At 68.1% G+C, this 25,882-nt stretch carries 17 protein-coding genes and 1 pseudogene; 17 read left to right on the forward strand and 1 reads right to left on the reverse strand.

Going from position 1 to position 25,882, the window contains the following annotated elements:
* Positions 1-48: 48 nt before the first annotated feature.
* The 14 genes and pseudogenes from OG741_RS29685 to fabD all read left to right on the forward strand — a co-directional run bounded on the left by OG741_RS29685 (position 49) and on the right by fabD (position 21,201).
* Entirely contained in the window at positions 49-1,377 is a 1,329-nt protein-coding gene (locus OG741_RS29685; RefSeq protein WP_405602966.1) for a class I SAM-dependent RNA methyltransferase, read from the forward strand.
* A gap of 417 nt (positions 1,378-1,794) precedes the next feature.
* Positions 1,795-3,201: a 3-isopropylmalate dehydratase large subunit gene (leuC, locus tag OG741_RS29690; RefSeq protein ID WP_405602969.1), complete on the forward strand. Its 1,407-nt coding sequence runs from the start codon at positions 1,795-1,797 to the stop codon at positions 3,199-3,201.
* Between the two features lie 5 nt (positions 3,202-3,206).
* Positions 3,207-3,788: pseudogene (leuD, locus tag OG741_RS29695) on the forward strand (3-isopropylmalate dehydratase small subunit); the annotation flags it as partial.
* A 24-nt stretch (positions 3,789-3,812) separates the two neighbouring features.
* A complete protein-coding gene (locus tag OG741_RS29700; protein ID WP_405605839.1) occupies positions 3,813-4,850 on the forward strand; it encodes a 3-isopropylmalate dehydrogenase in 1,038 nt (345 codons plus the stop codon).
* 104 nt (positions 4,851-4,954) lie between these two features.
* Positions 4,955-6,424 carry an FAD/NAD(P)-binding protein gene (locus OG741_RS29705; protein WP_405602972.1) on the forward strand — a complete coding sequence of 490 codons (1,470 nt, stop codon included), beginning with the start codon at positions 4,955-4,957 and terminating at the stop codon, positions 6,422-6,424.
* Positions 6,421-7,653, forward strand: coding sequence for an ATP-grasp domain-containing protein (locus OG741_RS29710; RefSeq protein ID WP_405602973.1), 1,233 nt, complete (start codon positions 6,421-6,423; stop codon positions 7,651-7,653). Before OG741_RS29705 ends, OG741_RS29710 begins: the two co-directional genes overlap by 4 nt.
* 5 nt (positions 7,654-7,658) lie before the next feature.
* Positions 7,659-8,663, forward strand: coding sequence for a hypothetical protein (locus tag OG741_RS29715; protein WP_405602976.1), 1,005 nt, complete (start codon positions 7,659-7,661; stop codon positions 8,661-8,663).
* A gap of 15 nt (positions 8,664-8,678) precedes the next feature.
* Positions 8,679-9,908, forward strand: coding sequence for an ATP-grasp domain-containing protein (locus tag OG741_RS29720; protein ID WP_405602978.1), 1,230 nt, complete (start codon positions 8,679-8,681; stop codon positions 9,906-9,908).
* A 25-nt stretch (positions 9,909-9,933) separates the two neighbouring features.
* The gene (locus OG741_RS29725; RefSeq protein WP_405602980.1) at positions 9,934-11,100 is read left to right on the forward strand and encodes an acyl-CoA dehydrogenase family protein; all 1,167 of its coding nucleotides are present in this window, start codon (positions 9,934-9,936) and stop codon (positions 11,098-11,100) included.
* 4 nt (positions 11,101-11,104) lie between these two features.
* Positions 11,105-12,289 carry a hypothetical protein gene (locus OG741_RS29730; RefSeq protein ID WP_405602983.1) on the forward strand — a complete coding sequence of 395 codons (1,185 nt, stop codon included), beginning with the start codon at positions 11,105-11,107 and terminating at the stop codon, positions 12,287-12,289.
* A 12-nt stretch (positions 12,290-12,301) separates the two neighbouring features.
* On the forward strand, positions 12,302-13,162 hold the full coding sequence (locus OG741_RS29735; protein ID WP_405602985.1) for a 3-hydroxyacyl-CoA dehydrogenase family protein: 861 nt from the start codon (positions 12,302-12,304) through the stop codon (positions 13,160-13,162).
* Between the two features lie 71 nt (positions 13,163-13,233).
* The gene (locus OG741_RS29740; protein ID WP_405602988.1) at positions 13,234-13,497 is read left to right on the forward strand and encodes a phosphopantetheine-binding protein; all 264 of its coding nucleotides are present in this window, start codon (positions 13,234-13,236) and stop codon (positions 13,495-13,497) included.
* Between the two features lies 1 nt (position 13,498).
* A complete protein-coding gene (locus OG741_RS29745; protein ID WP_405602991.1) occupies positions 13,499-14,383 on the forward strand; it encodes a 4'-phosphopantetheinyl transferase family protein in 885 nt (294 codons plus the stop codon).
* A complete protein-coding gene (gene fabD, locus OG741_RS29750; RefSeq protein WP_405602993.1) occupies positions 14,380-21,201 on the forward strand; it encodes an ACP S-malonyltransferase in 6,822 nt (2,273 codons plus the stop codon). The genes OG741_RS29745 and fabD overlap by 4 nt, the downstream gene beginning before the upstream one ends.
* Before the next feature lie 69 nt (positions 21,202-21,270).
* On the opposite strand, the gene OG741_RS29755 is transcribed toward fabD, so the two are convergent.
* Positions 21,271-22,113 carry an AraC family transcriptional regulator gene (locus tag OG741_RS29755; protein ID WP_405602994.1) on the reverse strand — a complete coding sequence of 281 codons (843 nt, stop codon included), beginning with the start codon at positions 22,111-22,113 and terminating at the stop codon, positions 21,271-21,273.
* Between the two features lie 49 nt (positions 22,114-22,162).
* On the opposite strand from OG741_RS29755, the gene OG741_RS29760 reads away from it, so the two are divergent.
* From OG741_RS29760 to OG741_RS29770, 3 genes are all read left to right on the forward strand, one after another.
* Positions 22,163-22,594, forward strand: a complete 432-nt coding sequence (locus OG741_RS29760; protein ID WP_405602996.1) for a DUF2000 family protein — start codon at positions 22,163-22,165, stop codon at positions 22,592-22,594.
* Positions 22,595-22,692: 98 nt separating this feature from the next.
* Positions 22,693-23,691, forward strand: coding sequence for a DMT family transporter (locus OG741_RS29765; RefSeq protein ID WP_405602998.1), 999 nt, complete (start codon positions 22,693-22,695; stop codon positions 23,689-23,691).
* Between the two features lie 247 nt (positions 23,692-23,938).
* Positions 23,939-25,753, forward strand: a complete 1,815-nt coding sequence (locus OG741_RS29770; protein WP_405603001.1) for a BTAD domain-containing putative transcriptional regulator — start codon at positions 23,939-23,941, stop codon at positions 25,751-25,753.
* Positions 25,754-25,882: the final 129 nt, after the last annotated feature.

A 25,882-nucleotide genomic window follows, 5' to 3' on the forward strand; every position in this document is an offset into this window, starting at 1 on the left:
CCGTCCGCACACGGACGGCAGCCCCCTCATCCCTGGAGTCACCCCGTCATGCAGAACGCATCCGAGTCGTCGCTGGTCGGGGAGGAGTACGAGGTCGAGGTGGGCCCCGTCGCACACGGCGGCCACTGCATCGCCCGCACCGAGGAGGGGCGGGTGCTGTTCGTACGGCACACGCTGCCCGGTGAGAAGATCGTCGCCCGTATCACCGAGGGCGAAGAGGACTCCCGTTTCCTGCGGGCCGACGCCGTACGGATCATCGAGGCGTCCAAGGACCGCGTCGAGGCCCCCTGCCCCTACTCGGGTCCGGGCAACTGCGGAGGCTGCGACTGGCAGCATGCCAAGCCGGGCGCACAGCGGCGGTTCAAGGGCGAGGTGATCGCCGAGCAGTTGCAGCGGCTCGCGGGCCTCACGCCCGAGGAGGCCGGCTGGGACGGCACGGTCATGCCGGCGCCGGGGGACAAGCTGCCCCCGGGCGAGGTGCCCGCGTGGCGCACGCGCGTGCAGTACGCGATCGACACGGAGGGCCGGGCTGGCCTGCGCAAGCACCGCTCGCACGACGTTCAGCCGATCGACCACTGCATGATCGCCGCGCCCGGCGTCACCGAGCTCGGCATCGAGAAGCAGGACTGGCCGCAGATGGCCACGGTCGAGGCGATCGCGGCGACGGGTTCGAACGACCGCCAGGTCATCCTCACCCCGCGCGCGGGCGGCCGGCTGCCGCTGGTCGAACTGGACAAGCCGGTCTCGGTGTTGCGGGTCGAGGAGAACGACGGCGGAGTGCACCGGGTGCACGGCCGCGCCTTCGTGAGGGAGCGGGCCGACGACCGGACGTACCGCGTCGGCATGGGCGGCTTCTGGCAGGTCCACCCGCAGGCCGCGGACATCCTGGTCAAGGCCGTGATGCAGGGGCTGCTGCCGCGCAAGGGCGACATGGCGCTCGATCTGTACTGCGGCGTGGGCCTGTTCGCGGGCGCGATCGCCGACCGGGTGGGCGAGAAGGGCGCGGTGCTGGGCATCGAATCGACCAAGCGCGCCGTCGAGGACGCCCGCCACAACCTCCAGGACTTCGAGCGCGTACGCATCGAACACGGCAAGGTGGACCAGGTCCTGCCGCGCACCAAGATCACCGAGGTGGACCTGATCGTCCTCGACCCGCCGCGCGCGGGGGCGGGCAAGCAGACGGTGAACCACCTGGCGGGCCTGGGCGCCCGGCGCATCGCATACGTGGCCTGCGACCCGGCGGCACTGGCGCGGGACCTGGCGTACTTCGGGGAGGCGGGCTACAAGCCGCGGACGCTGCGGGCGTTCGACCTGTTTCCGATGACGCACCACGTGGAGTGCGTGGCGATCCTGGAGCCTGCCGAGAAGGGCGTCTGACCTGCGTTTCCTCGGTTGTGCATTATGGGCGTTGTGTGCGTTACGGGCGATATCTCGACGCTGAAGCGATGCCCGGACGCTTATCTCACGCTCGTTCTGACATGTCGTCAGGCACCGAAAGGGCCGTCCGCCCCCTGAATTGATCAGGGGGCGGACGGCTCCTTCGCGTTCAGCGAGTCCCTCTGCAGGCACCTGAACTTTCGGTCGCGATGCTCGACGAGGCGAAGAGCCTGCGCGCGGGCCGAGTGTGCTGGCGGCCCCCGACGTCGCGAGGACGGACCGAGGACGCGCCAAGGACGCTCCTCTCTAGGTTGATCATGTCCTCGGCCTAGCGCCCTATGGGCATTCCGACCAGCACGAGTTAGCGGATCTCAATCCGATATGACCGGGCACACGATGCCCGCCGGAGGGACAGCGATGGGTAGGACACTCGCGGAGAAGGTCTGGGACGATCACCTCGTCCGACGCGTGGCGGGTGAGCCCGACCTCCTCTACGTCGACCTGCATCTCCTGCACGAGGTGACCAGCCCGCAGGCCTTCGACGGGCTGCGGATCAACGGCCGCCAGGTGCGGCGTCTCGACCTCACCATCGCGACCGAGGACCACAACACCCCCACGGTCGACATCGACAAGCCGATCGCCGATCCGGTCTCGCGCACCCAGCTGGAGACGCTGCGTAAGAACTGCGCCGAGTTCGGAGTCCGACTGCACCCGCTGGGCGACATCGAGCAGGGCGTTGTCCACGTGGTGGGACCGCAGCTGGGACTGACGCAGCCCGGCACTACCGTGGTGTGCGGCGACAGCCACACCTCCACCCACGGCGCTTTCGGAGCGCTCGCGTTCGGTATCGGAACGAGTCAGGTCGAGCACGTGCTGGCCACCCAGACGCTGCCGTTGGCGCCGCCGAGGACCATGGCGATCACCGTTGCGGGGGAACTGCCCGACGGCGTCACCGCCAAGGACCTGATCCTCGCCATCATCGCGAAGATCGGCACCGGCGGCGGCCAGGGCTATGTCATCGAGTACCGCGGCCCGGCCATCGAGAAGCTGTCGATGGAGGCGCGGATGACCGTCTGCAACATGTCGATCGAGGCGGGCGCACGGGCCGGGATGATCGCCCCCGACCAGACCACCTTTGACTACCTGGAAGGCCGCGTCCACGCCCCGCAGGGTGCGGAGTGGGATGCCGCGGTGGCGTACTGGAGGACGCTGCGCAGCGACGACGACGCGGTATTCGACGCCGAGGTCGTCATCGATGCCACCGAGCTGTCGCCGTTTGTGACCTGGGGCACCAATCCCGGTCAGGGTGCCCCGCTAAGTTCCAACGTGCCCGATCCGGCTTCGTACGAGGACCCCAGTGACCGTCTGGCGGCCGAGAAGGCCCTGGAGTACATGGGACTTCGCGCCGGCCAGCCGCTGCGCGAGGTCACAGTCGACACCGTCTTCGTCGGCTCCTGCACCAACGGCCGCATCGAGGACCTGCGGGCTGCGGCCTCGATCGTCGAGGGCCGCAAGATCGCCGACGGCGTTCGGATGCTCGTGGTGCCTGGTTCGGTACGGGTCTCCCTGGAGGCCGTGGCCGAGGGTCTGGACAAGGTCTTCACCGCCGCGGGAGCCGAATGGCGGCACGCGGGCTGCTCGATGTGTCTGGGCATGAACCCCGACCAACTCGCACCCGGCGAACGCTCTGCCTCCACCTCGAACCGCAACTTCGAGGGTCGGCAGGGCAAGGGCGGCCGCACCCACCTGGTCTCGCCGCAGGTCGCTGCCGCCACCGCCCTTGTCGGCCACCTCGCATCCCCCGCCGACCTGCAGGAGGTCTGAGAACGATGGAAGCCTTCACCACGCACACCGGCCGGGCCGTCCCGCTGCGCCGCAGCAACGTCGACACCGACCAGATCATCCCGGCCCACTGGCTGAAGAAGGTCACCCGTAACGGGTTCGAGGACGGGCTTTTCGAGGCCTGGCGCAAGGACCCGGAATTCATCATCAACCGGCCGGAGCGCCAAGGCGCTTCCGTTCTGGTCGCGGGTCCCGATTTCGGCACGGGATCATCCCGTGAACACGCGGTGTGGGCGCTGCAGAACTACGGCTTCAAGACCGTCATCTCGTCCCGCTTCGCGGACATCTTCCGCGGCAACTCGCTCAAGAACGGCCTGCTCTCGGTGATTCTGCCGCAGGAGACCGTCGAGCGGTTGCTGGAGCTCACGACGGCCGACCCGACCGCCGAGATCACCGTTGACCTGGTCGCCCGCGAGGTGCGTGCGGAAGGCGTCACCGCGTCGTTCGAGCTCGACGACAACGCCCGCTGGCGGCTGCTGGAAGGGCTCGACGACATCAGCCTGACGCTCGCCGACGAGGCGGACATCGCCGCATACGAGGCCCGCCGCCCCGCTTTCAAACCCCGGACGCAGGAGTGGGAGTCGGCGCGCAGCATCAATCTCGCAGTGATCCCCGGTGACGGCATCGGCCAGGAGGTCGTGGCTCAGGGCCTGAAGGTCCTGACGGCCGTCCTCCCGCAGGATGTGAAGCTGGAGACCAAGGAGTACGACCTCGGCGCCCAGCGCTGGCACCGCACCGGAGAGACCCTCCCCGACGCCGAGCTCGACTCGCTCAAGAACCACGACGCGATCCTGCTCGGCGCGATCGGCGACCCGTCCGTGCCGTCCGGTGTGCTGGAGCGCGGGCTGCTGCTCAAGCTCCGCTTCGCCTTCGACCACTACGTCAACCTGCGTCCGTCGAAGCTGTTCCCCAACACCGCGACCCCGCTGGCCGGGCGCCCCGACATCGACTTCGTCGTCGTCCGCGAGGGCACCGAGGGCCCGTACACCGGCAACGGCGGTTCGCTGCGTACCGGCACCGAGCACGAAGTCGCCACCGAGGTCAGCCTGAACACGGCGTTCGGTGTCGAGCGTGTCGTCCGTGACGCGTACGAGCGGGCCAATGCCCGCCCCCGCAAGAAGCTGACGCTGGTCCACAAGAACAACGTCCTCGTCTACGCCGGCCACATGTGGAAGAACATCTTCGACAAGGTCGGCACGGAATACCCCGAGGTCACCACCGACTATCTGCACGTCGACGCGGCGACGATCTTCTTCGTCACCCAGCCGGAGCGCTTCGACGTCATCGTCACCGACAACCTTTTCGGTGACATCCTCACCGACCTCGCCGCTGCCGTGACCGGCGGTATCGGCCTGGCCGCGTCCGGCAACATCAACCCGACGGGGACCTTCCCGTCGATGTTCGAGCCCGTCCACGGCTCGGCGCCCGACATCGCGGGCACCGGCAAGGCCGACCCGACGGCCACGATCCTGTCCGTCGCCCTCCTGCTGCGCCACCTCGGCTTCCAGGCCGAGGCCGTGCGTATCGAGGAGGCCGTCTCCGCCGACCTCGCGGGACGCGACGGCAGCACCGTCCGCACGACGGACGAGATCGGCGACGCGCTCGCGGCCGCCGTCATCGGACAGGCCTGACGCGACGGCCAGTTCGTCCTCGATCTCTCCGGACGGAGCTCGGGGAGATCGAGGACACACTGCGGCCGACGGCCGCGCAGGAATCGCTGAAGGAGTACAGGACCGTGGGCAAGCACGTCATCATCGTCGGCGGAGGTGCTACCGGAGTAAGCCTCTTCTCGACACTGTCCGGCGTGACTGGCATCTCGTCGATCTCCATCGTCGATCCGAACCCCGTCGGGCTGGGTACGGCGTTCGGCACCACGGATCCGCTGCTGTTGTGCAACACCTCCGTGGACGTCACGTCCATGGACCCCAACGGCGAATCGGACCTGCTCGGGTATCTCACCGGGCGTGGCTGGCCTGTGCACCGCGACGACTTCGTCCCCCGGTACCTCATCGGCCAGTACTGCCGCGAGCGTTTCCTCGAACGCCGCCGCGAGGCCGAGCAGGCCGGAGTCCGGGTCCGGCACCACCTCTCCAGGGCGCAAGCCGTCAGCCCGATCGGTGCCGAAGGCTACGCCGTCGAGCTTGCCGACGGCCGACGCCTCTGCGGCACGGACGTCTTCCTGTGCCCCGGCCTGGACCGGCCGGTCATCCCCGACGTGGTGCGCGACCACCTCGGCAATCCGGCGCTGGCCGTCTCCCCCTACCCGGTCGAAGGACTGCGCCGACTGCCCGAGAACTCCCGGGTGCTCGTCCTCGGAAGCAAACTGGCGGCCGTCGACGCGGCCCTCGTCCTCGGCCGCGCCCGGCACCGGGTGGTGATGGCCTCGGGATCCGGGACCCTGCCCGCGGTCCGTACCCGGCTGCGTCGGCCGGAAACGCCCCGGCTCGACACGGTCGCCTGGAGCGGGCTGTCCCCGGACTCACCGTCCCTCGAGCGGCAGGTGACCCGCCTCGTCCTCACCGCCGTGGCGCAGGCCGCGAACGGCACCGCCCTCCGCTCGCAGACGAGCGTGGCGGCCCGACCCGCCGAACGCCTGGCCGAGGAACTGGAGATCGCCATGACCGGCCGGGCGCACTGGCAGGACACCATCGCGGAGATCATCCAGACGGTCAACGACATCTCCGCCGCCTGGCGGCACACCACCCGGAGCGCTGTCCTCAACCAGTACCGGCATCTCATCTCCCGCTACATCTCCGCCATTCCGGTGCGCAACGCCCGGCTGCTCCTGGGACATCTCACCGATGGAACGCTCTCCGTCGTGCCCGGCATCCCGCAGAGCGTCCTCCCATCCCGGGGCGGAAGCGGATGGCAGGTCCGCTGGGACGGAGCGCCCGCCGAGCATTTCGACCACATCGTCTGCGCCGCCGGCTACCACAAGCCCGCGCTCAGCCGCCTGTCGGACGGCACGCTGCGCCTCGACGGGGCCTCCGGCCCCCGCACGGACCCGTACATCTCCAGCGAGCTGCGCGTCTGTGACCCGCTGACCGGCAAGCCCGAGCGCGTGTGGGTGCTCGGTGCCGCCTCGCACCGGCGTACCGCCATCGTCAACTACCTGAACACGGCAGCCCGTCAGAGCAAGGCCGTCGCGGACCGGTTCGCCGCCGCGAAACCCGAGACCACGTCACTCGTAGGAAGGCTCGCATGATGTTCATCCTTGTCGACCCCGTCTCCACCGGTACGGCCCTGGCGTCGGCGTTCCGCGAGGAGGGAGCTGAGTGCCTGCACCTCTACGACGCCTCACTACGCGACGCCTACGACGCCGACGACTCGCCCCGCACCCTGCTCCACGACGACCTGGCGAAGACGCTCGAAATCCTCGCGGAGCTGCCGCTGACAGCGGTGATCGCCGCCAGCGAGTTCGGGGTGCTGCTCGCAGACGAACTCGCCGCGGCCCTCGGGCTGCCCCACCACCAGCCCGAACTCGCCGCCGCCCGGCGGGACAAGGAGCTGATGGTCCGAGCCCTGGAGCAGGCCGGTGTGCCGACGGCCCGTACCGCATCGGTCCGCACCGAGGGGGAGCTCAGCAGGGTGCTCTCCGGCTGGGACAGCTATCCGGTGATGGTCAAGCCGCGCAACAGCGCGGGCAGCGACGGCTGCACCATCTCCCCCGACCGGCACACCGCGCTCCGGGCATTCCGCGACCTCGTGAACCGTCGCAATCTCATGGGCGAGGTCAACGAGGACGTACTCGTCCAGGAGTTCCTGAGCGGCACCCAGTACATCGTCAACACGGTCAGTATTGAGGGACGGCACCTGGTCACTGATGTGTACGCCGAGCGCATCGACCACATCGACGGCGCGCCTGTGCTCCGCCACATCATCTCCCGGCCGCTGCTGGAGCCGGCTGAGGCGGGCATGGTGGACTACGTGCTGGAGTGCCTCGGGGCCCTCGGCATCCGCGAGGGCGCGGCCCACACCGAGGTGATGCTGACCCCGGCCGGGCCGCGCCTGGTGGAGGTCAACTCCCGCGTCATGGGGCCCTCGTTGGCCCCTGACCCCTATCACGCAGCGTTCGGGTACAGCCATCAGCACCTGGTGGCGGAACGATTCCTGCGGCCCGACGACTTCGCCCGCCGTTTCGAACTGCCCTACACCGCCGCGCGGACCATGGCCAAGATCTTCCTGCGGACGCCCCGTCCGGGAGTCCTGCGCGCGATCGACGGGGCTCGGGTGCTGCGCCGGATGCCCGGCTTCCACAGCATCGACAGGCTGCCCGTCGTCGGTGAGGCCATAAGAGACCGTCACCTCACGACCGGGGCGGGCGGTATCGCCTACCTGGTGCATGAGGACGAGGAGCTGCTGCAGAGCTCGCTCGGTGTCATCCACGCGCTGGAGGACACCGGCGGCTTCTACCGGCTCGACGAACAGGACTGATGTTCATGCCGATCGCACTTATCCTCGTGTCCGTCTTCCTCCAGGCAGGCGCCGAGGGCTTCCTCTCGGGACGGCTCGACGTGACGGCGAGCCTGCGTTTCTCCGTGCTGGCTTTCCTGGTGACCGCGCTCATCTTCACCGCGATCACCTGGCTACGAGGGCGTACCCGGTCGAAGAGGCAGGCCACCGAGGCATCACGCGGGGAGGTGCGACGGCTGCTGTGGGAGATGAACGCCGCGAGCGCGCTGACCTTTCTGGGCTTCTATCTGGCCATGGCCTGGGTACCGGCTGCGCTGGCCGCCAGCCTGGTGGCAGGAGTCGGTCCGCTCGCGGTCGTGCTGATCGGCACCGTACGCGCTAGGAACCCGGGCGGCCCGGCGGGCTGGGCGCGTGCTGTCCTCCTGCTCGCGGTGTCCTTGGCGACTGCGGCATGCGTCCAGCCGGGCTCCCTGCGGGAGGTCGGCTACCTCGTCCACGTCGGCGGGGCGCTCGCCGTGCTCGCCGGGTTCGGCGCAGCGTACCTGGCCGTGGTGTCGCGGCGGCTGGGCGCTCTCGGCGTGGACCCCACCCGGGTGATGGCCCACCGGTTTCATCTCACCTATGTGCTGGCAGGGGCCGTACTCCTGCTGCGCGGCGGGGGCGCTGCGTCAGAGTTGTCCCTTGGCGTCACCGCGCTCACGGCACTGGTCGGCGTGGTCGTCCCGCTGTACCTGCTGCAGATCAGCATCCAGCGCTGCCCGCCGATCGTCACCATGGTGCTGCTCACGGCCGTGCCGGGACTGACCTATGTGGCGCAGGTGGCGTTCGGTGACCCGTTCCGACTGGCCGCCGCCGTGATGGTGGCACTGCTGGTGATCCTGACCGTGGGCTTCGCCGTGCTGGAGGGGCGCACCCGGCGCGGCGCCCCGCCTGGCCCCGACGTTCAGCCCGATCCCGACATCCGTTCCGTCCTCACGGCACGCGCGGACACACCGTCCGTGTCGAGGCCCGTCCCTCACCCGAGTTCATGATCCCAGGAGATTCTGATGACCACCGTTCTTGTCATCGGTGGCGCGGCGCCGAGAGAATCCGGATTCGTCCGGGACATCTGCGAACGGGCGATGGACCAGTTCCTGGCCCGGAACGCCACGGTGATACTTACCGACACCAAGGAGAACCTGGCCGCCGCGCCGGAACTCGTCGCTCGCGCAGCGGTCTCCCACGAGCTGGACTTCGCCGATGCGGCGGCCTGCCGTGACTGGGCGACAGCATTCGCCCGGCACACCCCGGTGGACGCGGTGGTCGGTTTCCGCGAGTACGCCGCCGTCAGCGTGGCCGAGGTGGCGGCCGCGCTCGGTCTGCCAGGCAACCCGCCCGAAGCCGTACGCCGGGTCCGTACCAAGGACGAGTGCCGCGAGTTCCTGCGGCGGCACGGCCTGCGGCAGCCGGAACTGGTGCTGTGCGCCACCGAGCGGGAGGCCGTGGACTTCCTCGCGGCCCACGGCCCCGCGGTCGTGGTCAAGCCCAGGCGCGGCTCCAGCAGCGAAGGCGTACGCAAGGTGTCCGATCCGGCGGCGATGGCGGACGCGTTCGGCGAGGCCCTGGATGCCGAGGGGCTGGTGCTGGTCGAGGAGTTTGTCCACGGGGCCGAGTTCAGCGTCGAGGGCGTCTGCGAGGCCGGTGTTCCGCACGTCCTGGCGGTAACCCAGAAGCATCTGGCGCCGGGTGGATTCGTAGAGATCGGGCATGTCATGCCCGCTCCACTTCCTGATGCGGCGGAGGCAGAGGTCCGGTCCACCGTGACCCGGGCCCTGGGCCTCCTCGGCCTGAACCGGGGGCACTTCCACGTCGAATGCTGGATCACGGAATCCGGCGTCGTCCTGGGCGAGGTGCATGCCCGGCAACCCGGTGACTGGCTCCATTCGATGCTGGAGTGGATCCACCCGGGACTGGAGCTCTACGGCCGCTGGCTCGACGACCTGCTCGGCGTCCCGGCCGCGACCGCCCTGCCGCTCCGCCCGGCCCGCGGCGCGGCCGCCCGCTTCCTGACCCCACCCACCGGCGTGGTCCAGGCGGTCCACGGCTGGTCCGAAGTGACCGCTCATCCCTCGCTGCTGGCCGCGTCCTGTGCTCTTTTCCCCGGCTCGGCCGTCCAGCCCCTCTCTTCCAACCTCGACCGGTGCGGAGCGGTTGTCGTCGGCACGGAGGACGTCGCCACAGCCTCATCGCTTGCCGCACAACTTGTGGCCGACCTCCGGATCGACATGACCGCATGACGTCACAGTCCCTTGGAGTGCCTGCATGGATTTCTCACTCACGCTTGAGCAGCGCCAACTGCGCAAGTCGGTAGTCGCCTTCGCCCGTACCGAACTCTCCGACGGCGCCGAATCGGACCGGACGGGAACCTACGACCGGGCAGGCTGGCAGAGCTGCGCCGACTTCGGCGTGCTCGGCTGGCCGGTGGCCAAGGAATACGGCGGCTCGGGGCTCGACCCGCTGTCCACCGTCATCGCGCTGGAATCACTCGGCTACGCCTGCCGTGACAACGGCTTGGTGTTCGTCGCCAACAACCACCTGTGGGCCTGCGCCGCATATGTGAGCCAGTACGGGACCGACGAGCAGCGGAGGCGTTTCCTGCCGCCGATGTGCGAAGGGCGCCTGATCGGCGCCCACGCACTGACCGAACATGACGCCGGGTCGGACATCCTCTCGCTGCGGACCCGTGCCGTACGCGACGGCGACACCTACGTCCTGAACGGCACGAAGACCTTCATCAGCAACGCGCCGATCGCCGACGTCTTCATCGTCATGACGCGGACCGGGGCGGACGGCCGGGGCCAGGACGCGCTCTCGGCCTTCATCGTCACCCGTGACACACCAGGTGTCACCGTGACCCGCCAGTGGGAGAAATCCGGCCTCCGGGGCTGCCCCATGGGTGAGGTCAGCTTCACCGACGCCCGGATCCCGGCCGAGAACATGCTCGGCCGCCCGGGAGACGGCTACTCGATCTTCACCTCCACCATCGAGTGGGAACGCGCCTTCATGTTCGCCAACCAGGTGGGCGTCATGGAGCGGATCCTGGACGACTGCGTGCAGTACGCCGGCCGGCGACAGCAGTTCGGCCAGTCCATCGGTTCCTTCCAGGCTGTGGCGCACAAGATCGCGGACATGAAGGTCCGGCTGGAACTGGCCCGCCTGATGCTCTACAAGGTCGGCTGGCTCAAGACCGAAGGGCGGCTCGCCCTCGCTGAATCCGTGATCACCAAGCTGTTCGTCAGCGAGAGCCATGTCCAGGCCGCGTTGGACGCGGTGCAGATTCACGGCGCACGCGGCTACCTCACCGACTTCGGTGTCGAACGCGAACTGCGTGACGCGCTCGGCGGCACCATCTACGGCGGCACCTCGGAGATCCAGCGTCAGATCATCTCCGGGCTGGTCGGGCTTCCGGCCGCTGACAGAAGGGACTAGTCCGTTGCACCACTACCGCATCGCGCTGGAAGAGCCGGTTGCCGAAACATCCCGGGGCGAGTTCGAGTCCCGGATCTATTTCGTCTCCGGGCTCATCGAGAAGTTCTCCCTCACCCCGGTGGACGGATGGATCCGGGAAGTGTCGATATCCACTGCCCGGCCGATCGACGAGGCGGACATAACCCGCAAGATCAGCTTGCTGGTGTCCCGCCAGATCACGCCCCTGCTGTCCGTCCCGCAAAAGGAGATCTGGCGCTCGAAGCACCAACCCCACCTGGTCCAGAACGTATTCGAGGACATGCTCGCACGGGGCATGGTCACGGAAGCGGGCGAGGGTCAGATGGCGTTGTCCGGGGACTTCCTCGGGCTGATGGCCTATCTGGACGGAAGGATCCGCGATATCGTCGGCGAAGAATTCAGCGGTCGGGAATACCGTTATCCGACGCTGATTCCGTTCGACGTCATCAAGCGCACCGGATACCTCTCCTCGTTCCCCCAGTACCTCATGTTCGTCACCCGCCTGCACAGCGATCTGGACACCTACGCGGAGTTCCAGCAGGCCTTCTCGGAAGGCGATGCCGACCCGGCGGTGCTGCGGAACTGCGGGCAGGTGGACTACTGCCTGCCGCCGACCATGTGTTTCCACACCTACCACCAGCTGCGTGGCCAGGCGGTCCCCAACGGCGTCGTCACGGCACGCGGCAAGTCCTTCCGGTTCGAGTCGCGCTACAGCCGCTCGCTGGAGCGGCTGTGGGACTTCACCATCCGGGAAATAGTCTTCGTCGGCTCGCGGGACTTCGTCCTCGGCCGCCGGGAGGACTTCATGAACCGGGTCTTCGCACTCGCCGAAGAACTGGAACTCGCCGGGCACTCGGAGCCGGCCAGCGATCTGTTCTTCCGGCAGGACGACACCGCGGAGCAGATCGCGACGCAGCGGCTGATGGAGCTCAAGTACGAACTGCGGCTGCCGGTCGCAGCCGACCGCACGATATCCGTCGGCTCCTTCAATTTCCATGAGCGCTTCTTCGCCGAGTCCTTCGACATATCCCACACGGACGGAGTCCCGGCATACACGGGATGTGCCGGTATCGGACTGGAGCGGATCACCTACGCGTTCCTGTGCCAGCACGGACTGGACCCCGGGCAGTGGCCGGTCGCCGCCCGCCGCGCCCTTTCCCTCGCCCTGTAAGGAGAAGAGAGCATGACGAGTGAACTCGTCCAGCACATAGGTGTCATCGGAGCCGGAACCATGGGTGTGGGTGTCTCCCACCTCTTTGCGCAAGCAGGTTTCCCGGTCACCCTGACCGACATCTCGAACGCGGCCCTCGACGTGGCGCGCAAGAAGATCGCGCGCAACGCCATGACGTATCGCATGCTGCGTCCCGAGCAGACGGCCGGTCCCGAGGAGATCCTCTCCCGTATCCACCTCACCACCGACGTCAATGCCCTCCAGAACTCCGACTTCGTGGTGGAGAACGCCACGGAAGACTGGGGGATCAAGGAGGAGATCTACCGGGAGATCGACGGGATCTGCCCTTCCCACTGCATCTTCGGAGTCAACACCTCGGCTATTTCGATCACTCGGGTCGCTGCTCTGACACTGCGTCCGGGGCAGGTCGTCGGAACCCACTTCATGAACCCCGCGCCCCTCAAGCGGGTAGTCGAGGTCATCCGGGGTTTCCATACATCCGAGGAGACCCTGAAAGGCACCCGCGATCTCCTCTCGCGTGCCGGGAACGAGGGCATCGTCGTCAACGACTCGGCGGGCTTCGTGACCAACCGCGTCATGATGCTCACCGTGAACGAGGCCGTCTGCCTGCTGGAGGAAGGCGTCGCCACCGCGCCGGAGATCGACCGCCTCTTCAAGGACTGCTTCGGCCACACCATGGGGCCGCTCGAGACCTGCGACCTCATCGGCCTGGACACGGTGCTGTATTCCCTCGATGTCCTCTACGACAGCTTCAACGACCCGAAATACCGGCCGAGTCAGTTGCTGAAGAAGATGGTCTATGCGGGACAGCACGGCCAGAAGAGCGGAAGCGGATTCTACAGCTATTGCTGACGGCTGACGTAATAACGCGGACGGACGGCAGACGCCGGCGGACGCTACACCAAACCAGAGAGGCAGCCCCCATGAGTAATCCGCGCCTTCAGATCCGAGAGTTCTTCACGTCCCGCGCCAATGGAATGGAACTCGGCGACGACCAGGACATCTTCGACACCGGATATGTCACGTCGATGTTCGCTCTGCACGCCCTCACCTGGGTGGAGAAGACGTTCGATCTCGACATCGCCAGTGAAGACCTCATGATCGACAACTTCCGGACCATCAACGCGCTCGTGTCATTCGTGGAACGCAAGGAGTACTTGGCCGCGGCCGACGTGGCCCAGGTCTGACGTGGGGCTTCCCGCACCGCAACTGCTCGGCCCGCACACCGGCACCCGGATCCCGTTCCCGTCACACACCGTCGACCTGTGGGCCGCCGAGGTCGGCGACTGCGACCCGGCCGGACTGCGGTACGCCGCGGACGGGCTGCTGCCCGCGTCGGAACTCTGCAGGTCCGCCGGGATCCACGCCGAACCGGCCAGGCTGGAGTTTCTCCTCGGCCGGATGCTGCTCCGCTCCTGCCTCACCCGCTACTTCGGCGGCGCGCCCGCCACGTGGCCGTTGCGGATGGGGGCGGACGGCAAGCCGGGGCTGGCCGGACTGGGCGGTAGCGGGATGCCCCGCGTTTCGTTCAACCTGTCGCACTCCGAAGGGCTGTGCCTGCTGGGATTCACCGGCGGGCCCTCCCTCGGCGTCGACATCGAGCAGCTCCGGCCGGTCGACGACGAGGAGTCGCTCAGTGCCGTCCTGCTGACCCGCGCCGAACGGAGGTCGCTGGCCCAGCAGCCTCACGAGTCGCGGACCCGGCAGTTCTTCGAGCGATGGGTGCTCAAGGAGGCGTACGCCAAGGCTCTGGGCACGGGGATCTCCACACAGTTCGGCGGGGCGGGCTTCATCGTCGGCCCGGGGGCGCCGCCCCGCCTGGAACCCGGGCCGGCCACGCCCCGGGACGCCGAGTCCTGGGTGTTCCGGCTGCTCGACCTGCACCCCGGGTTCGTGGCAGCGGTCGCCGTGCCCCGGCCGGGGCACGGGCCGGCCGTCTCCTTCGCGCTGCGCCGGGTTACTCCGTTCCGCGCCGTCCGGCTGAAACCCCTGACCGACCGGGACGGTGACGGAATGCTCCGGGCCGGCCCGCGCTCCTCCCACCCACCACTCGCACGAAGAGGCCCAACATGACGAGGATCTATGTCTTTCCCGGTCACGGTTCGCAGAGTGTCGGCATCGGACAGGACCTCTTTGCCCGGTATCCCGACCTGGTCCGCGAAGCCGACTCCGTACTGGGCTACTCGATCGAGGAGCTCTGCCTCAGGGGGCCCGCGGAGCGGCTGAGCGACAACCGCTTCACCCAGCCCGCGATGTACGTCGTCGGCGCGCTGAGCTATCTGGACCACGTGGCGGACAGCGGCCACCTGCCGGACGTCGTGGCGGGCCACAGCCTGGGCGAGTACGTCGCCCTGTTCGCCGCCGGGGTCTTCGACTTCCGTACCGGGCTGGAGATCGTCGACCGACGCGCAGAGCTGATGAACGCGGAGGCGACCGGCGCCGTCATCGCCGTGATCGGCCTGCACCCGCGCCGCATTCGCGAACTGCTGGACCTGCACAGCTGCACGGCCGTGGACTTCTCCGGCCTCAACTCGCCGGAGCAGACGGCGCTGTCAGGCCCCCGGGAAGAACTGTCGCATGCGGCCGAGATCCTCGGCCGGGAAGCTGAGGCCGTCTTCTGGATCTCCCGGACCAGCGCGTCGCACTCCCGGTACCTGGAGCCCGCCGCCCGGAAGTTCCGGGACGCCCTGGCCTCGTACCCGCTGCGGACGCCCCAGTTCCCGGTCTTGTCCAACGTCACCGCGCAGCCGTACGAGGGAGCGGACCAGATCGCCGACATGCTGGTGCGGCAGCTGACCCACCCCGTGCGCTGGACCGAGATCGTGCAGTATCTGGCCGCGTACCCGGCGCCGGAGTTCCGTGAGATCGGTCCCGGAACGGTGCTCACCGGCCTGATCAGGACCATCCGCCAACACCCCGTGGAGGCCCCGTCCGCAGGGGAGATCCGCGTCGCCCCCGCCGATGTCACCGCCTTCGGCATCGCGAGCGGCGACAACAACCCGTTGCACACAGACGCCGGTTACTCCCACACCACGCCGTTCGGTGAACCCATCGCACACGGCGTGCTCGGCGTGTTCTCCGCGTTGGCCCAGCTCTCCGCCGTCCCGAACCGGCGGCTGCGCCGGCTACGGGCGCGGTTCCAAGGCCCGCTCTTCACCGGCCGGACCTACCGCGTGGCCGTCTCCGGGCCCGCGGACACCGCCGCCATACGGGTCATGGACGGCGGCAACGTCCTGCTGGAGATCGAAGCCGTCTTCGAGGAGGGCGCCGTCGGCACCCTTCACCAGGACGCGCGCGGCGAGGCTCCCGATCCGCGGCTCATACCGGATCCGGCCGATGTCTCCTGGCCCGACCTGGTCCCTGGCCTGACCTCGGAAGGTGAGTACGTCCCCGACGAAGAGCAACTCCGGGCACTCGTTGAACGGTTCGGGCTGGCGGCTCGCGGCGTGGGCCAGGCCGAGGCCGCGGCCCTGGCCTGGACCAGTCATCTGGTCGGGACCCGGATCCCGGGCAGGGCGGCGCTCTTCCGCGAGCTGTCCATCGAATTCTTCCGCCCCGAACAGGACTTGGATCAGCGACCGGACCGCGACACCCCGGGCAGCGTCGCCCACGGACGTGCCGAGGTGACCTGCGTCGACCGCGAACTGCGGATGATCTGGCTCGACGGCGAACTGACCATGCCGGGCCTGACTGCACGCGCCAAGCTGCAGTCCTTCGTCCGGCAGGACCCCGCGGAGCCCTCCTTCGACCTCGTGGCGCGGCTGTCATCGCCGGGCCGTTCCCTGGAGGGGAAGGTGGCCCTGGTGGTCGGCGGAAGCCGGGGCTTGGGGGCGTCATTGGCCCTGGCGCTCCTCGACCAGGGCTGCACGGTGTACATCGGCTTCCACCGCAGTGGCGAAGCGGCCGACCGGCTGCGTACCGGCCTCGGGGACGCGGCCGACCGGCTGCGGCTGCTTCCTGGCGACGCTGCCGACAACGCGTGGTGCCAGGCGGCCCGTTCCCAGATCGTCGCCGAGCAGGGCCGCCTGGACATCCTGATCCTCAGCGCCTGCCCGCCGGTCAACGTGGTCCCGCTCGACGCGTCCGGCGACGAGCGGGCGGCGGCCTATCTCGCGCAGAGCGTGGCGCTGGTCAGGACACCGCTGGCGGCGATGATTCAGGAGGTCTCGGATCGCGGCGGCTGGAGTGTGGTCATCTCCTCGACCGAGGTGTCCCGCCCTTCGATGGGCTGGTCGCACTACGTCACCGCTAAGCACGCGGTCGAGGGCTTGGTCCAGGCAGCCGCTCGGGAATACCCGGACGGGCGCTTCCTGATCGTGCGGCCGCCACGGCTGGAAACCTCGCTCACCAGCCCGGGGGTGGGGCATGCGGCACGCCGTACCGAGCCGGTGGCCGTCGCCGTGGTGAACCGGATCCTGGACGGTGTCGAGCCGGGTGTGCCGGGGCTGCTGGAGGAGTTCCCCGACGCCGGTGAAGAGGAGACCCAGGCGGCGGCCGAGGCCTCGGCGGCGCCACCGCCATCCCTCGGGCGGCTTGTCGTGGCGGCCACCTTCACCGCCGAGCCCGTTGCGGACTCCCTGCGCTTCTGGGAACGGCAGCTGGACCTCGGCATGGAGGTGACGTTCGCCCAGTACGACCAGGTGTTCCAGTCCCTGCTCGATCCGGCGGGCGCCTTCGGGGCGAACGACCGGGGCGTCAACGTGATTCTGCTGCGGCTGGAGGACTGGCTGGCCCCGCGATCGTCGGACCGGACGGTCGACTGGGAAGCCGCACGCGGCGTGGCCGATGAGTTCGGCCAGGCAGTGGAACGTTTTGCCTCGGTCAGCAAGGTTCCGCTCCTGGTCTGCTTCTGCCCTCCGTCACCCCTGCTCACCGCCGCCAAGGGCCGCCGGCTCATGTACGCAGACCTGGAGCGGGACCTGAGCGACCGGCTGCGGTGCCTGCCAGGCGTCCAGGTCGTCGCGGACGACACATGGCACGGTGCGTACGTGGTGCCGGACGGCCACGACGCGGCGCGCGACGAGATGGCCCACATCCCCTATACGCCGGAGGCGTTCAACGCGCTCGGTGCGGCGGTGATGCGCGCGGTGCACGCCGTGACCAGGACACCGTTCAAGGCCCTGGTCCTCGACTGCGACAACACCCTGTGGGCCGGTGCCGTGGGTGAGGAAGGCACCGAGGGCATCCGGTTCGGGTCCGGGCACCGGTACCTCCAGCAGTACGCGGCCGACCTGAGCGAACGCGGGATCCTGGTCTGCCTGTGCAGCAAGAACGCCGCGGAGGACGTCACGGCGGTCTTCGAGGCGCACCCCGGCCTGCCTCTCACCGCCCGCCACCTGGCCGCCTCCCGGGTCAACTGGGAAGCCAAGTCCGACAACATCCGCTCCCTGGCCGAGGAGCTCGGCATCGGGACGGACAGCATCGTCTTCCTCGACGACAACCCGGTCGAGATCGCCGAGGTCAGATCCCGGGTGCCGGAGGTGCTGTCGCTCCAGCTGCCCGCCGATCCGGAGCAGCTGCCCGCCTTCATCGACCACCTCTGGGCGTTCGACCGGCTGGCGGTGACGGAGGAGGACCGGCTGCGCACCGAGGCGTACCAGGTGAGCGGCCGCCGCAAGGAGTCCGAGCGCGGGGCGATCAGCTTCGCCGACTTCATCGAGAGCCTGGACCTGCGCATCGACGTCCACGAGCCCTCGGCCGAGCAGCTGGGGCGGCTGAGCCAGCTCAGCCTGCGCACCAATCAGTTCAACCTCACCGCCCTGCGGCTGACGGAACCCGAAATCCGGGACGCTCTCACGAAGGGCCACACCTTCTGGACGGCGGAGGTGTCCGACCGGTTCGGCGACTACGGTCTGGTCGGTGCCGTCATGGTCCACCGGCAGGAGGACCGCCTGTTGGTGGACAATCTGCTGCTGAGCTGCCGGGCCCTCGGCCGGGGCGTGGAGCACGCGATCCTGGCCCGGGTCGGCGAGTTCGCGGTTCGGACCGGTCTGAACGCGGTCGAGATCAGCTGCGTGGCGACGGACCGGAACGCGCCCGCACGGCGCTTCCTGGCCGGCATCGGTGCCGGCTTCGAGGCCGAGTCGGCGTCCGGGGACGGCCTGGAGCTGCGGTACCGGGTACCTGCCGAAGCGCTCGCGGCCGTCACCTTCCGGCCGCAGGACATCGAAGCGGCCGACGGCGCGGTCCAGCGGCCCGTTGCCACCGGCGGCAGCGCACCGGACCGGCGCATGCGCGCGGCGGACCTGTCCGTCATCGCTTACGAGCTCAACGACGTCGCACTCATCGACGCGCGACTGCGCGGCGTTCCCTCCCAGGCACCCGTGTCGGCGCCCGTACTGCCCGCACACACCTCCCTCGACCACTCGGCCGCGGGCGACGCCGGACGGCTCTTCGCCGAGGCATGTGCGCTGATCACGGAGGAGATCGGCCGTGTGTTCCCGGAGCTCCCCGTCCCACCGCGTCCCGACACGACGTTCGACCGGCTGAGGCTCACCTCCTTCATGATCGTCGACATCACCGTCGCGCTGGAGAGGAAGCTCGGCCGGCTGCCCAAGACATTGTTCTTCGAGTACAAGGACATAGCCGGGGTCGGCCGGTACCTGGTCGAGAAGTGCGCGGGCCCGCTGGCCCGCTTCACCGGTCTCCCTGAGGCGCGAACCGTCACCCGGGCCCGCACCCGCCCCGCCGAGGAGCCGGCGGTGACGGCATCGGAGGAACCCATAGCCATCGTCGGCCTGGCCGGACGGTACCCGGGGGCCCGTGATGTCGAGCAGCTGTGGGAACTCCTGGCGAAGGGCGGCAGCGCGGTCGGTGAGATCCCCGCCGACCGCTGGGACCACAGCCGTTACTACGACGCGGACGGCGAGGACGAGGGCAAGACCCACTCCAAGTGGGCCGCGCTCATGGACGGCGTCGACGGCTTCGACTCGCTCTTCTTCAACATCTCGCCGCGCGAAGCGGAGCTGATGGACCCACAGCAACGGCTGTTCCTGGAAGTGGCCTACGAGGCGATGCAGGACGCCGGACACACCCGGGCGACCCTGGGGGACGAGGTGGGCGTCTACGTCGGCGCGATGGCCAACGACTACGGTCTGCTCAGCGCGGAGGCGGCCCTCAAGGGGAACAGCCCCTATCCCTACTCGGTGAACTACCAGCTTGCCAACCGGGTTTCGTACTTCCTCGACCTCACCGGCCCGAGCCTGACGGTCGACACGGCCTGCTCCAGCTCCCTCGTCGCGGTGCACCTGGCCTGCGAGGCCCTGCGCCAGGGCGTCGTCTCGGCGGCGATCGCCGGCGGGGTGAACGTCATCGCCCATCCCTCACGCCACATCCAATACGGGAACATGGGCATGCTGTCGCGCACCGGCGCCTGCAACGCCTTCGGTGAGGGTGCCGACGGCATCGTGCTCGGCGAAGGCGTGGGGGCGGTCGTATTGAAACGGCTGCGGCAGGCGCAGGCAGACGGTGACCACATCCACGGAGTCATCCGGGGTAGTTGGACCAGTTCGCAGGGACGCACCAGCGGCTTCACCGTGCCCAGTCCGGAATCCCAGGCACGGTTGATCACCCGCACCCTTGAACGGGCCGGGCTCGCACCACGATCGGTCAACTACGTGGAGGCGCACGGCACCGGGACCAATCTGGGTGACCCCATCGAGATCAGGGGCCTGACCAAGGCGTTCGAGGCCGGCAGCCATGCCGGCGGGCCATGCGCCGTGGGCAGCGTGAAGACGAACATCGGACACCTGGAGTCCGCCGCGGGCATCGCGGGACTGACCAAGGTCCTGCTGCAGCTGCGGCACGGCTTCATCGCCCCGTCCCTGCACTCCGGAAGGACCAACCCGTACATCGACTTCGCGAGCACCCCTTTCTTCGTCCCGCAGGAGCTGAGCCCCTGGCCGCGTCTCGTCGAGGAGCGGCAAGGCGTCCGTACGGAGGCGCCGCTGCGCGCGGGAGTCAGCGCCTTCGGCGCGGGAGGCGTCATCGCCCACCTCATCGTCGAGGAAGCCCCGCGGTCTGACGTCTCCCCGCGTCGACCGGCACCCCGCGGTGCCGAACTGATCGTGCTCTCGGCCAACGTCCCCCAGGCCCTGACCGATTACGCCCGACGCCTGCACGCCCACCTGAGCGACCGGCCGTTCGACCTGGCCGACGTCGCATACACCTTGAGGGCGGGACGGGAGGCGCTCACCTTTCGGGTGGCCTTCGTCGTCCGGTCCGGCGTGGAACTGCTCAAGGCCCTCGAGGAGTTGGTCCACAACGGCTCCGCAGGGATTCCCGGCGCGGTCAGCGGCACCGTGAGTGATGGCGGGACGCCGGTGGACGTCCTGCCGGAGGGGCTGCACGCCCTGGCCGACCTGTGGTGCCGGGGCGGCGACGTCCCGTGGTACCGACTCCCGGGCCACAGCGTCCGCCGGAGGGTGCCGCTGCCCACCTACCCGTTCGTCCCGGCACGCCATTGGCTGCCGCGCCCCGCTGGTGCCCTGCAGACCGCGCAGACCACCGAGGCCGCATGTGTCGTGGCGACCGCCGTGGCCGAACCTCAAGCAGTCGTCTGTGCGGCGTCGCCTGGAGCAGAAGACCGGACGCAGCGAGTGCTGGCCGACCGTTTGCATCCGCTCGTCCCCATACTGGGCGAACGCCTGCGCCGGATGGTTGCGGAGCTCACGAAGATCAGTCCTGCGGATGTGGAACTGGCCAGGGACTTCGCCGAGTTCGGGATGAATTCCGTCATGCGGGCCCGGCTCAGCAGCCTGCTCAACAAGGAGCTGGGCCTGCAACTCAACGTCGTCGTGCTGTTCGACCACCCGAGCGTGGAACTGCTGACTCGGCACCTGGTCCACACGGAGGAGGAGGCGATCACCCGGCACGTCGGGCGCCCCCAGTAAGGGCGGTCCCTGGTCTCCGAAGCCTTCGCGGCCCTGTGGTTCTGGGGTTGCGAAGGCTTCGACGTTTCGTCAGACGCCGACTTCGGCGGACTCTCTCACCGGTCCCGTACGTGCCCCTGAGCCCGTACGTGCGTAGTGCCCCGGCGTCGTGCCCAGGATGCGCTTGAAGTGTCGCGTGAGATGGGACTGGTCGTAGAAGCCTGCAGCCGTCGCGACGGCGCGCGGCGGCAGACCGTCCAGCAACAGCCGTCGCGCGAGATCGACGCGGCGTCCGGTCAGGTACTTGTGCGGCCCAATGCCGAACTCAGCGCTGAACGCCCGCACCAGATGGGCGGGATGGGCATGCAGCACATTCGACGCCTGCTGAAGGGTGATGCCGTCGACATAGTGCTCATCGAGCAGATCGCGGAGGCGGCGGGCGATGCCCGGGTCATGTAAGGGCGATCTCGAGTGCACCTGCTTCTGCATGTGATCCTGCAGTCTTTCGGAGACGAGGGCGAGGCGGCTTTCGGCCTCCAGCTCCTCGCCGGGAAGTATCAGGGAACTGTGGAGCAGATGAATCTGGTGGCGCAGGGCGTGATCGTCCAATACCGGACTGTCGACCGCGAGCCCGACGAGGTCTTCGCTCAACTGCGTCGAGTCCAGATAGAGCACTCGCTTGCGGAAGCCCTGGGGCGTGACCGCGCAGCCGTTGTGCGGTACATGGGGTGGTAGCAGCGTGACCAACTCGGCCAGGGCGCCGTGTTCATGGCGATCCAGGTCGTACTTCACCATACCCTCGTCGACGATGAGAAGCGTCCACGAATCGTGCGTGTGCATGGGGTAGACGTGATCGGTGAAGCGAGCATGGAAGACCTCAGTGATGCCCTGGACGGGTGGACTCCATGCTTTGATGTCCGGACGAGCGATCATGCAAGAAACGTACAAGACTTCCCCGGAGCCACCTAGCAGAATCCAGTATATGGAACCTGAGAGCCAGATTGTCCGCTTTGACACCAAGATCGCCGTGCTGTTGCGCGAGGACCTCGAGACGTGGCAGCGACTGAATGTAACCGCCTTTCTGGTCAGTGGGATCGGTGCGGGTGCTCCGGAAGTGATCGGTGAGCCTTACGAGGACGCGGATGACACCCGGTACCTTTCGATGTTCAGGCAGCCGGTGCTGGTCTTCGAAGGCACCAAGGATATGCTGAAGAATTCACACTCCCGCGCGATCGGTCGGGATGTGCCGATGTCCGTATTCACCTCCGATTTGTTTGTCACGAACAACGACCGGGACAACCGGGCCGCTGTGCGCGTGGTTTCCAAGGACCAGCTCGACCTTGTGGGACTGGCCGTATACGGTCCGAAGAACGCCGTGGACAAGATCCTCAAGGGTGCGCGAATGCATCCCTGAGCCGGCGCTCCCGTTCAAACCTTTCCCTTACCCGTCGGCATGCCGCGCCGACGGGTGAGGCCACAGACTCACAAGACTCATGGTGCGGAGCTTCTGGCATGCCAAAAATAACCGGTCGGCGAAGTGAATCCGCTGATGCGCATCTCTATCTGTTGATGACGATGGCTTTCTTCGGCAGCGCGTTCGCGTGCTCCAAGGTGGTCGTGGGAGATGTGCCGCACCAGGTTGCCGCAGCGTTGCGATTCGGTGGTGGGGCCGTCATCCTCGTGGCGCTCCTCGCGCTGTGGGGCGGTGGCTCCAAGGGGAAGGAGCTGACCTCGTGGCGCGAGGTCGTCCGCGCCGGATCCGTAGGACTGGTGGGAGTATTCGCGTACAACCTGTTCTTCTTCTGGGGGCTTTCTCTCGCACCATCGATCGACGGCAGCATCATCGTCCCGGTACTGAGCCCGGTACTGACCACAGGTGCTCTCATTGTCATGGGTTGGGAGGCTGCTTCGCCCGCTCGACTCTGCGGACTCGCCCTTGGCGTGGTCGGCGCGGCGGCGTTCTTCGTCGGAGTCGGCGACACCGGCTCAGAGTTGAGCGGGTCACGCCTTACCGGGGACTTCATTTTCCTTCTCGGAGCGGCTTCCTGGGCCGCGTACAGCATCGCGTCAAAAAAGGTGCTGGTCGGTATGAATCCGCTGCGCGCCACAACGTACGGAACGGTCGCCGGTGCGCTGGGGCTGATCATCCTCTCCATTCCGTCGCTGCCCGAGACCGAGTGGAGCAGCCTGACCGGTAGTACCTGGATGATCATCATATATCTCGCTGTCGGCCCCACCGCCGCGGCCTATGTCTTCTATTACCGCGGGTTGCGCGTGGTCAGCCCGTCAACAGCCACCATCATGATGTTCACGGTGCCCGTGTTCGGCGTTACCTGTTCTGTGATCTTCTTGGATGAATCCTTCACCGGACTGCAATTGGTCGGCGCGGTTGTCATGATTGTCGGAGCACTGCTCGCGGTGACCCAGGGTCGCTTCAGGCGGAGCGGGAACACCTCGGTTCCCAGGCCCGTCAAGCGCACCGACGACAGCGAATCACTTCAGCAGAGCTGATTCTCCGCACCACAGTTCCACCGGCCCGGCGCGGCCTCGGAAGCTGATGACAATGGCGTCGCAGCCCCTCGAAAACTGTACTAAAGCAATCTGACACCATGCGAAGTCTGACCGACCATGGTTTCAGATTTGAGTCTGCACAGGGGGATGTGACTCTATGTCTGATGTTGAGTTTCGAGTACTTGGTCCGCTTGAATTAGAGATTGCCGGTGAACGAATACCACTGCGGGGAACGAAACATCAGGTTGTGATTGGGGCGCTGCTCACCGCGGACGGGCACCGCATGTCCATGGCTCGGCTGGTCGACGCCGTATGGGGGGATAATCCGCCCAGCACGGCCAGAAAGCAGATTCGCAACGCCGCCTCCGATCTCCGCAATTTCCTCAGCGACAGTGGTGCCACCATTACCCCGGCGGCTGACGGGTACCAGCTGGATATCGCGGGAGCCGACCTCGATCTGCGCTCCTTCCGGCGGCGGGTCGCGGAAGCGCGGGAGCACCTCACTTCAAACCGATTGACCGAGGCAATCGCGGAGTACCGCTGCGCGCTGGCGCTATGGGGCGGGCCGGCCCTCTCCGGCCTCGGCAGCACCGCGCTCCAGGCGCAGGTCGCCGGGCTCAACGAGGAACGGCTGTCGGTTCTCGAAGAATGTGCGGACCTGGAACTGGACCAGGGAAACCACAAGGCGCTGGTCAGCGAACTCTCCACCTGGGTAGCCGAATACCCGCTCAGGGAACGGATCGTCGCCCAGTACCTGCTCGCGCTCTTCCGCTCCGGTGCCCGGGCGCGCGCCCTGACACTGTACGACCGGACGCGGCGGACCCTGGCCGAGTCCCTCGGTCTCAGCCCCGGGGCCGAACTGCAGGAACTGCACCAGCAGATGCTGCAGGAGGACGAAAATGCCGCCGTCTCCGCCCAGGTCCCGCTTGTCACCGGATTCGGCCGATGCGATCTGCCCCTGGACATCCGGGAGTTCACCGGTCGCCGCGACGCGCTGACTGAACTGCTGGTGGAACTACCGACGGCCGACCGGCGGGCCGGCGACCGGTCGAGCGGGCAGGTCGTCGTCATCGACGGCATGGGCGGGGCCGGGAAGACCACCCTTGCCGTGCATGTGGCGCACCGGCTGGCGTCGCGATACCCCGACGGGCAGTTCTTCCTTGACCTGCAAGGACGCTCCGCCGACCATGATCCGGTCCCCCTTGGGACCGCCCTGCGCAGGCTGCTGCGCACCACGGGGTTGCCGGACAGTGAAATCCCTCATTCCATCGAGGACATGACCACACTGTGGCGGTACCGGCTCGCCGACCGCCGGGTGTTGCTCGTGCTGGACAACGTCGCCAGTTCCGAGCACATCCGTCCGCTGCTGGCGGGCGGCCCTGGCTGCCTCACCCTCGTCACCAGCCGCCGCTGCCTCACCAATCTCACCTCCGCGTGGCTGGTCTCGCTCGACGTGCTGCCCCGGAACGAAGCGCGAGAGCTGTTCTACCGGCTGGTGGGCGACCGGTGTCCCGCGCCTGAGCCCGACCGCGTGGACAGCGTCCTTGAGTACTGCGGCTACCTGCCGCTCGCCATCGTCGCGGCGGCGGCGCGGCTGCGCCACCGGCCCACCTGGCCCGTGTCCTATCTGGCGGCCCGGCTCGCGGCCCCCGAGCGCCGACTGGCCGAACTCCAGACCGAGAGCGGCGGACTGGTGGGCTGCTTCCTCGCCAGCTACCGCTACCTGAGTACCGAGCAACAGCGGTTGATGCGACTGCTGGACCTCATCCCCCGACGCGAAGTGGACGTCGAGAGCGTGTCCGTCCTGCTGGACCTCCCCGTCATCCACGCGGAGTTGCTGCTCGAAGGGCTGATGGACGAGCACCTGCTCCAGCAGCCGCGTCCCGGCAGCTACCAGATGGCTGATCTGCTGAGGGTGTACGGCACGGAGATGTCCAACCTGATCGACTCCCAGGACACCCGTGACGCGGCACTCAAGCGCATGGACGAGCACGGACTCACACGTGCCTCGGTGCCGACATGCCGAATTTCGCAGGGCCACGTCCGGGCCGTTCTGCGCTGATCCGGATCGCGTCGGCCGCATCTCGTCCCCGTACCGCGTCGCCCCTTCGGCAAGCCGCCGCGCGCGCCGTCCGCTCCGTTCTCTTCGCACTGTGACGCGTCACACCGCGGGCGCGCTCTCGCACACCAA

Origin of the sequence: Streptomyces sp. NBC_01410, from assembly GCF_045040195.1 — a bacterium.
Taxonomy (GTDB): Bacteria; Actinomycetota; Actinomycetes; order Streptomycetales; family Streptomycetaceae; genus Streptomyces.

What these genes read in the sequence shown, in the direction of transcription:
- OG741_RS29685 (WP_405602966.1), top strand. Translation starts at nt 49, where the DNA reads ATGCAGAACGCATCCGAGTCGTCGCTGGTCGGGGAGGAGTACGAGGTC.
- leuC (WP_405602969.1), top strand. Translation starts at nt 1,795, where the DNA reads ATGGGTAGGACACTCGCGGAGAAGGTCTGGGACGATCACCTCGTCCGA.
- OG741_RS29710 (WP_405602973.1), top strand. Translation starts at nt 6,421, where the DNA reads ATGATGTTCATCCTTGTCGACCCCGTCTCCACCGGTACGGCCCTGGCG.
- OG741_RS29715 (WP_405602976.1), top strand. Translation starts at nt 7,659, where the DNA reads ATGCCGATCGCACTTATCCTCGTGTCCGTCTTCCTCCAGGCAGGCGCC.
- OG741_RS29720 (WP_405602978.1), top strand. Translation starts at nt 8,679, where the DNA reads ATGACCACCGTTCTTGTCATCGGTGGCGCGGCGCCGAGAGAATCCGGA.
- OG741_RS29725 (WP_405602980.1), top strand. Translation starts at nt 9,934, where the DNA reads ATGGATTTCTCACTCACGCTTGAGCAGCGCCAACTGCGCAAGTCGGTA.
- OG741_RS29735 (WP_405602985.1), top strand. Translation starts at nt 12,302, where the DNA reads ATGACGAGTGAACTCGTCCAGCACATAGGTGTCATCGGAGCCGGAACC.
- OG741_RS29740 (WP_405602988.1), top strand. Translation starts at nt 13,234, where the DNA reads ATGAGTAATCCGCGCCTTCAGATCCGAGAGTTCTTCACGTCCCGCGCC.
- fabD (WP_405602993.1), top strand. Translation starts at nt 14,380, where the DNA reads ATGACGAGGATCTATGTCTTTCCCGGTCACGGTTCGCAGAGTGTCGGC.
- OG741_RS29755 (WP_405602994.1), bottom strand. Translation starts at nt 22,113, where the DNA reads ATGATCGCTCGTCCGGACATCAAAGCATGGAGTCCACCCGTCCAGGGC.
- OG741_RS29760 (WP_405602996.1), top strand. Translation starts at nt 22,163, where the DNA reads ATGGAACCTGAGAGCCAGATTGTCCGCTTTGACACCAAGATCGCCGTG.
- OG741_RS29765 (WP_405602998.1), top strand. Translation starts at nt 22,693, where the DNA reads ATGCCAAAAATAACCGGTCGGCGAAGTGAATCCGCTGATGCGCATCTC.